The organism is Natronospira sp. (assembly GCF_007134575.1).
Taxonomy (GTDB): domain Bacteria; phylum Pseudomonadota; class Gammaproteobacteria; order Natronospirales; family Natronospiraceae; genus Natronospira; species Natronospira elongata.
Genome location: NZ_SLKM01000225.1, coordinates 1 through 6676 on the forward strand (window position 1 = coordinate 1; position 6676 = coordinate 6676).

A 6676-nucleotide genomic window follows, 5' to 3' on the forward strand; every position below is an offset into this window, starting at 1 on the left:
GGCAAGCCGGAGATAGAAAGCGGTCGAGCGTTGTGCGGTAACGATTCCGAGACGGTAGAGAGCCATCCCGATCAGCATCAGGCCGGTGGCATGCCAGAAGACATTGAAAACCAGTCCAAAGGTGATGACCTGCAGATAGATCTCCGCCCTGGCCGGTAACTGCTGCAACCACGGGCCGCTCATGGCCACAATATCCGCCTGTACCGCCGGCGAGCCTTCTTGCCAGATTGCCGACATCTCGGCCAATACTTCTTCTGGCCAGAATTGCATGCTCCAGCCATACAGCAGGGACAGGCCCAGGGCGAAGAGAATGAAGCCGGCGCCGATCAGAATCTGTGTGAGTGGCTGACGATTGCGGAGTAGCCAGGCAAAGCTGCCACAGACCGCGTACATGAAAAGTATATCGCCATACCAGAGAAGAAAACCATGGAGCAGTCCCACCACGGCCAGAAACAGCATGCGCCGGTAATGGACGGCCGCGCCGCTGCGAGCGGCTGCCACGGCCTTCTCTGCCATCAGTGCGATACCCGCACCGAAGAGCAGGGCAAACAGGCTGTAGAACTTGGTGTCGAAGAACAGGTGACTGACGGTGGAAACCCAGCCGTGTATTCCCTCCAGGGAACCAAAGGCATGGGGATTGGCGTAGGCGGGCCAGGGCATGGAAAAGGACTGGATGTTCATCACCAATATGCCCAGGATGGCGATGCCCCGCAGCACATCCAGACTTTCAAAACGTTGGTGATTCGCCGCCATGCTTTGCTCCCCCGCTGTTATAGGCTGAAGCCTATTTTGCGCAGGACGAACGGCATCCGCCAGTGACGATTGTCACGAGTGGCAGATGTGGTTTGGCCGCTGCCTTGATACGTCGTTGCCCGGCTCAGGGGATCAGTCCAGTGACTGGAAGGCAGGGTGGTACTGGATCAAGCTGCCAGCCGGTGGTTTGCCGGCATCATCCAGAATCAGTACGCGGAAAGCCTCGCTGTCGCCGAATTCGCCCTTGAGGTCCAGTGTTGAGGCCGGCTCAAAGCCGAAGCGTCCATAGAACTGCGGGTCGCCCAGAACCGCGATCCAGGGCGTGCCCATTTCCCGGGCCTTGTCCAGACCGGCCTGAACCAGTCGCGAGGCAATGCCGCGACGTTCGTGCTCCGGGTCAACGCCCACCGGACCCAGAGCCAGGGGCGTCGCACCGGTGCCTGCCGGAGTGACCGGGGAGAAGGCGATGTGGCCAACCGGGTGCTCACTCACCGTGGCCACCAGGCTGATCGCCAGTTGCGAGTCTTCCCGCAGCTGGCGAATCAGATCGCCCTCCGCCTCGCGGCGAAAGGCGGCCCGGTGGACCCGGTCCAGGGCATTGACGTCTCCGGGTTCTTCCTCGCGAATCTCCAGCATGAGTTCGTTCTCCGCGCGTGAATGGTGGCCGGTGGCCGCCCAGGGCCCGCCTATTCTCCCGCGAGCAGGGCTCTGGCGCCAGCCAGGACGTCAGATTCCTGCATCAGCACTCGATTGGCAGCATCACCCAACGGGATATAGCTGTCGTCACCGCAGACCCGGGCCTTGCGAATACCATGGCCGGCTTCTTCTTCGATCACGGTGAAGATCTCCTCGGCCAGGCCACCGGTCCGGCGGCTCTCATCCACTACCAGTACGCGGCCAATGTCGCGGGCATGCTGGGCAATGAACTCCCGGTTCAGGGGCTTGAGCCAGCGCAGGTCCAGTACCCGAATCCGCTTGCCGCTCTCCTGCTCGATCTGCCGGGCCGCTCGCAGGGACATGGGGACGCCATTGCCAAAGGTGATGATCAAGAGATCCTCGGCATTGAGCTCATAGACCCGGCCCTCGCCCAGCGGAATCGCCCGGTTTGGTTCCGGATAGGGGAATAGCCACTCCCCGTCCCGGGCCTCATAAAGGTCCTTGGTCATGTACAGGGCGATGGGTTCCAGGAAGGCCGAAATGCGGCCATCCACCTTGCCCAGAGCCGCCAGGGTGCGAAGCATCATGGCGGCATCATCCCCCCGGGACGGGCAGGCAATGACCAGGCCCGGAATATCCCGCAGGGCGGTGAAGCTGTTGTCATTGTGGAAGTGGCCACCAAAGCCCTTCTGATAGGCCAGCCCGGCGATCCGCATGATCATGGGGTTGCGGTACTGATCATTGGAGAAGAACTGCAGGGAGGCCGCTTCCCCACGAATCTGGTCACAGGCATTGTGGAAGTAGGCCAGATACTGGATCTCCGGCATGGGCAACAGGCCCATCATGGCCTGGCCCTGGGCCATGCCCAGAATGGTGGTTTCATCCAGCAGGGTATTGAAGACCCGGTGCCCCTTGAACTGCCGGTACAATCCGGCGGTGACGGTATAGACCCCACCTTTCTGGGCCACGTCTTCACCGAATACCGTGATCTCGCGGTATTTGGCCATCAGATCATGCATGGCCCGGTTGATCTGAATCGACAGGTGCCGGGCCGGCTGGCTTTCGGGCAGGCGCTCGCCAAAGACTTCATGACGCGATTCCTGATAATCGTCCCGGGTGGCCTCGGCATTCACGGCCTCCGGACTGTAGGGGGCCAGCGGTTTCATTACCGCCTCGGCGGTTTCCAGCTTGGGCCGTTCAGCCGCCTTGCGCGAAGCCGCCTGAACCCGTTCCCGCACCGATTCATACAGAGTGCGGATCTCATCCGCCGTCATCAGCCCTTCTTCCAGGGCGGTCTCGGCGGAGAGCAGCAAGGGATCCTGGGCCTCGGTGGACTCCACCGCTTCCAGCGAGCGGTAATCGGTTTCCACATCCGTGCCGGCATGACCCAGCAGGCGCTTGAGCTTGAGATGCAGGAAGGCGGGCTTGCGGGTCCGGCGGACATAGTCCTCGGCCTCGCGGGTGGCTCGCCAGGTGTCCAGCAGGTCCAAGCCGTCGGCGGTGAAATACTTGATGCCGGGACGGGCCTTGAAGCTGGCCTCGATCCAGCCGGCCGGGCTCTGCACGGAAATGCCGATGCCATTGTCCTCGCAGACAAAGAGCACGGGGCAGGGCAGGTTCTGATGGCTGGTCCAGCCGGCGGCATTGAAGCCGGCCTGGGCGGTGGCATGGTTGGCCGAGGCATCCCCGAAGGAGCAGACCACGATGCTCTCCTCGGGCACCGGAACTTCCCCGGTCAGTCGCTTGGCCTGGGCAATGGCAATGGCCGCGCCCACGGCTTTCGGCAGATGACTGGCGATGGTGGAGGTCTGCGGTGGCACCCACAGCGGCAGCGATCCCCAGACCTTATGGCGGCCACCGGAGATGGGGTCATCACTGGATGCGGCCAGGGACAGGGCGGTGTCGTAGGCCGGGTCGATGGATTCCAGCTTGCGGCTGCGCTCCATCATGAAACCGCCCGAGCGGTAATGCAGAAAGGCCGGATCCGTATGCCGGGTCACCCGCCCCACCACGGTATTGCCCTCATGGCCGGAGCTGCCAATGGTGTAGAAACCCTCGTTCCGGCCCCGCATGGCCCGAGCCTCGATATCCAGATGCCGGGACAGCATCTGCGATTCAAACAGCTCGATGAAGGCCTTACCGCTCAGACCCGGCTCAGCCACCGTGGCTGACAGGTCATCGGTCTTGTCGACAACCTCATCCCATTCCTCGAGAAACTCGAGAAAGTTCTGATCAACGATCTCCGCCCGGTTGATGGCGCGGGTTCCTTTCTTGGCGAGGCCGGTAGACATGGTTGCTTCGACTGACTCTTAATGTGTATTCAGGTGCGGCGGCTTGCGGATGAAGGCGGCGAGCTACGAGCAACGAGCGGCGAGTCGGCACTGACAGCTCGCCGCTCGAAGCTCGTAGCTCGCGGCTCAGAACGCCATTTCCCCAGTCAGCTCCCGGCCGATAATCAGCTGATGCACCGTCTCAGTGCCCTCATAGGTGATGACGGATTCCAGATTCAGCATGTGGCGGATGGGGCAGTGTTCCACCGTGATGCCGGCGCCGCCGAGCAGATCCCGGGCGTCGCGGGCGACGTCCATGGCCATGCGGATGTTGTTCCACTTGGCCAGGGAAACCTGGCTGGGGTGGAGCTTGCCGGCATCCTTGATGCGCCCCAGGCGCAGGGACATCAGCTGGCCCAGGGTAATCTGGCGGGACATCTCCGCCAAGCGCAACTGGGTGGTCTGGGTCTGGGTCAGGGGGCGGCCGAAGAGCTTGCGGTCGGCGGTGTAATCCAGCAGCTCCCGCAGGCAGGCCTGGGCCGCGCCGATGCCGCCCCAGGTGATGCCGTAACGGGCCTGGGTCAGGCAGGACAGCGGGCCCTTGAGGCCCTTGACCTTGGGCAGGCGGTTGGCTTCCGGCACCACCACATTGTCGAAATACAGCGACGAGGTAATCGAAGCCCGCAGGGACATCTTGTGCTTGATCTCGGGGGCGTCAAAACCCTTCATGCCTTTCTCGACCAGAAAGCCCTGAACCCCGTCCTCGGTCATGGCCCAGACAATGGCCACGTCGGCGATGGAGCCGTTGGTGATCCACATCTTGGCGCCGTTGATGACCCAGTCATCGCCCTTCTTCTTGGCGGTGGTCTTCATGTTGGAGGGGTCGGAGCCGCCGTGGGGCTCGGTGAGGCCGAAGCAGCCGATCTTCTCGCCGCGGGCCATGGGCGGCAGCCATTTCTCCTTCTGTTCCTCGGAGCCATAGGCGTAGATGGGGAACATGCAGAGACTGGATTGCACCGAGACGAAGCTGCGCAGACCGGAATCCCCCCGCTCCAGCTCCTGACAGATCAGGCCGTAGGAGACCGAGTTCAGGCCGGCGCAGTCATAGCCCTCCAGGGAGCTGCCCAGCAGGCCGAGTTCGGCGAATTCGGGGATCAGTTCCCTGGGGAAATACCCGTCCTCAAACCATTCACCGATATTCGGCAATACCTTTTCGTCAACGAAGCGGCCGACAGTGTCCTGCACCATCTGTTCTTCGTCACTGAGTTCGGAGCGGATGTCGTAGAGATCCATGGGGTTGAGTGCTTGCACGGTAGTAACCTCGGATTCGTTGCGTCGGCGTGAGTTTGGAATTGGACCGGCCGCGACGGCTGGCGCCGCCACTGATCCCCTTTTGGCCGGGAAATTCCGCCATTATATCGGATTTGTGCCCTCTCTTGTTCTGGAGTTGGCGGCGAGTGGTCGCTTGAGGCGGGTGGTTGAAGGGGGATGCCTGCCGGGCAAGCGGCGGCCGGCCCGATACCCTTGCCGCTGACTGTGATTCAAACGGTATTGCTCTGCAGGAAGGCTCGGAATCACCTGAAGATACGGGCTATAATTGCCACCCTTCAAACAGTCCCGGTTATCCCGGCCCGTTTACCATAGCCCCGTTTGCAGAGACCGCATGAAGATACCTGAGATACTGCTCGTAGAATCCCATCACAAGCCCGGCAGCCTGGCCAAGATTCTGCAGGTGATTGGTGATTGTGGCCTTGTGGTGGAACATCTCAATGCAGTACGCCGGGAGCAGGACAAGACGGTCTGGGAAATCACCCTGGAAATGGATGAAGACGTCCATTACGGGCTCTACGAGAAGATCGAAGCCCTGCCCAATGCCCGCCTTCTGGGCAAATCAGACCGGGTCTTCAACCGCCACCGGGGGGGCAAGATCCGGATGCAGTCCCGCCTGCCGCTGGCAACCCTGCAGGAGTTGCGCGACATCTATACCCCGGGCGTGGCCCGGGTCTGCCTGGCCATTCGGGACAATCCCTGGCTGGCAAGGGAATACACCTATATCGCTCATTCGGTAGCCATCGTCACCAATGGCACCGCCATTCTCGGCCTGGGTGATATCGGGGCCGTGGCAGGCATGCCGGTGATGGAAGGCAAGGCGGCGCTGTTCGACAAGTTTGCCGGCATATCCGGCGTCCCCATCCTCATTGATGAGCGCGATCCCGATCGCATGGCGGATCTGATCAGCGCCATTGCGCCGTCCTTTGGCGCGATTCAGCTTGAGGATATTGCCGCCCCGGCCTGTTTCCGCCTGGAGGCCCTGTTGCGTGAACGGCTGGCCCAGCCGGTGCTCCATGATGATCAGCACGGCACGGCCGTGGTGACACTGGCCGCACTGATGAGCGCCGCCAAGCGGGTGGGTCGGGAGCTGACCGATTGTGTTGTCGGACAGATCGGCCTGGGGTCGGCCGGGATTGGTATTGCCCGTCTGTTGCAGGCCTATGGCGTGGAGCAGGTAGTGGGTGCCGATCTTGACGAGACTGCGCTCGAGCGGCTGGAGTCCATGGGTGGGCGTCGCGCACAGCTGCCGGAACTGATGGCCCAGAGCGATGTGGTGATTGCCTGTACCGGGGTTCGCGGCCTGATTCGACCGGAGTGGGTTCGTGAGGGACAGATCATCTTCGCCCTGTCCAACCCGGATGCGGAAATCGAGCCCAACGTCGCCCTGGCTCGGGGGGCCGCCTATGCCGCCGACGGCAAGGGTATCAACAATGCCCTGGGCTTTCCCGGTCTGTTCCGTGGCATTCTCGACGCCGGCGCCACCGCCTTTACCGACGAGATGCTGTTCGCTGCCGCCCAGGCCCTGTCGGCGCGGGCGCCGGAAGATGAACTGGTGCCGGATTCCCTTGACCCCAGCGTCCACCAGGCCGTGGCCGAAGCCGTGTGCGAGGCCGCATCCCGGTAATCATGGGGAACCTCTGATTAATTCATTCGCACCCGCAGCC

Annotated in this window: 5 protein-coding genes; 1 reads left to right on the top strand and 4 read right to left on the bottom strand. The window is 62.3% G+C overall.

Annotation, left to right across the window (positions count from 1 at the left end):
• The 4 genes from ACJWXQ_RS08960 to ACJWXQ_RS08975 form a co-directional block, all read right to left on the bottom strand.
• A partial coding sequence (locus ACJWXQ_RS08960) for a DUF418 domain-containing protein (RefSeq protein WP_406672625.1) occupies positions 1–753 on the bottom strand: 753 nt, incomplete at its 3' end.
• 132 nt (positions 754–885) lie between these two features.
• On the bottom strand, positions 886–1389 hold the full coding sequence (locus ACJWXQ_RS08965) for an N-acetyltransferase (protein WP_346050753.1): 504 nt from the start codon (positions 1387–1389) through the stop codon (positions 886–888).
• A gap of 50 nt (positions 1390–1439) precedes the next feature.
• Positions 1440–3701: a thiamine pyrophosphate-dependent enzyme gene (locus ACJWXQ_RS08970; RefSeq protein ID WP_406672626.1), complete on the bottom strand. Its 2262-nt coding sequence runs from the start codon at positions 3699–3701 to the stop codon at positions 1440–1442.
• A gap of 126 nt (positions 3702–3827) precedes the next feature.
• A complete protein-coding gene (locus tag ACJWXQ_RS08975; protein WP_346050796.1) occupies positions 3828–4973 on the bottom strand; it encodes an acyl-CoA dehydrogenase family protein in 1146 nt (381 codons plus the stop codon).
• A 370-nt stretch (positions 4974–5343) separates the two neighbouring features.
• On the opposite strand from ACJWXQ_RS08975, the gene ACJWXQ_RS08980 reads away from it, so the two are divergent.
• On the top strand, positions 5344–6636 hold the full coding sequence (locus tag ACJWXQ_RS08980) for a malic enzyme-like NAD(P)-binding protein (protein ID WP_346050755.1): 1293 nt from the start codon (positions 5344–5346) through the stop codon (positions 6634–6636).
• Positions 6637–6676: the final 40 nt, after the last annotated feature.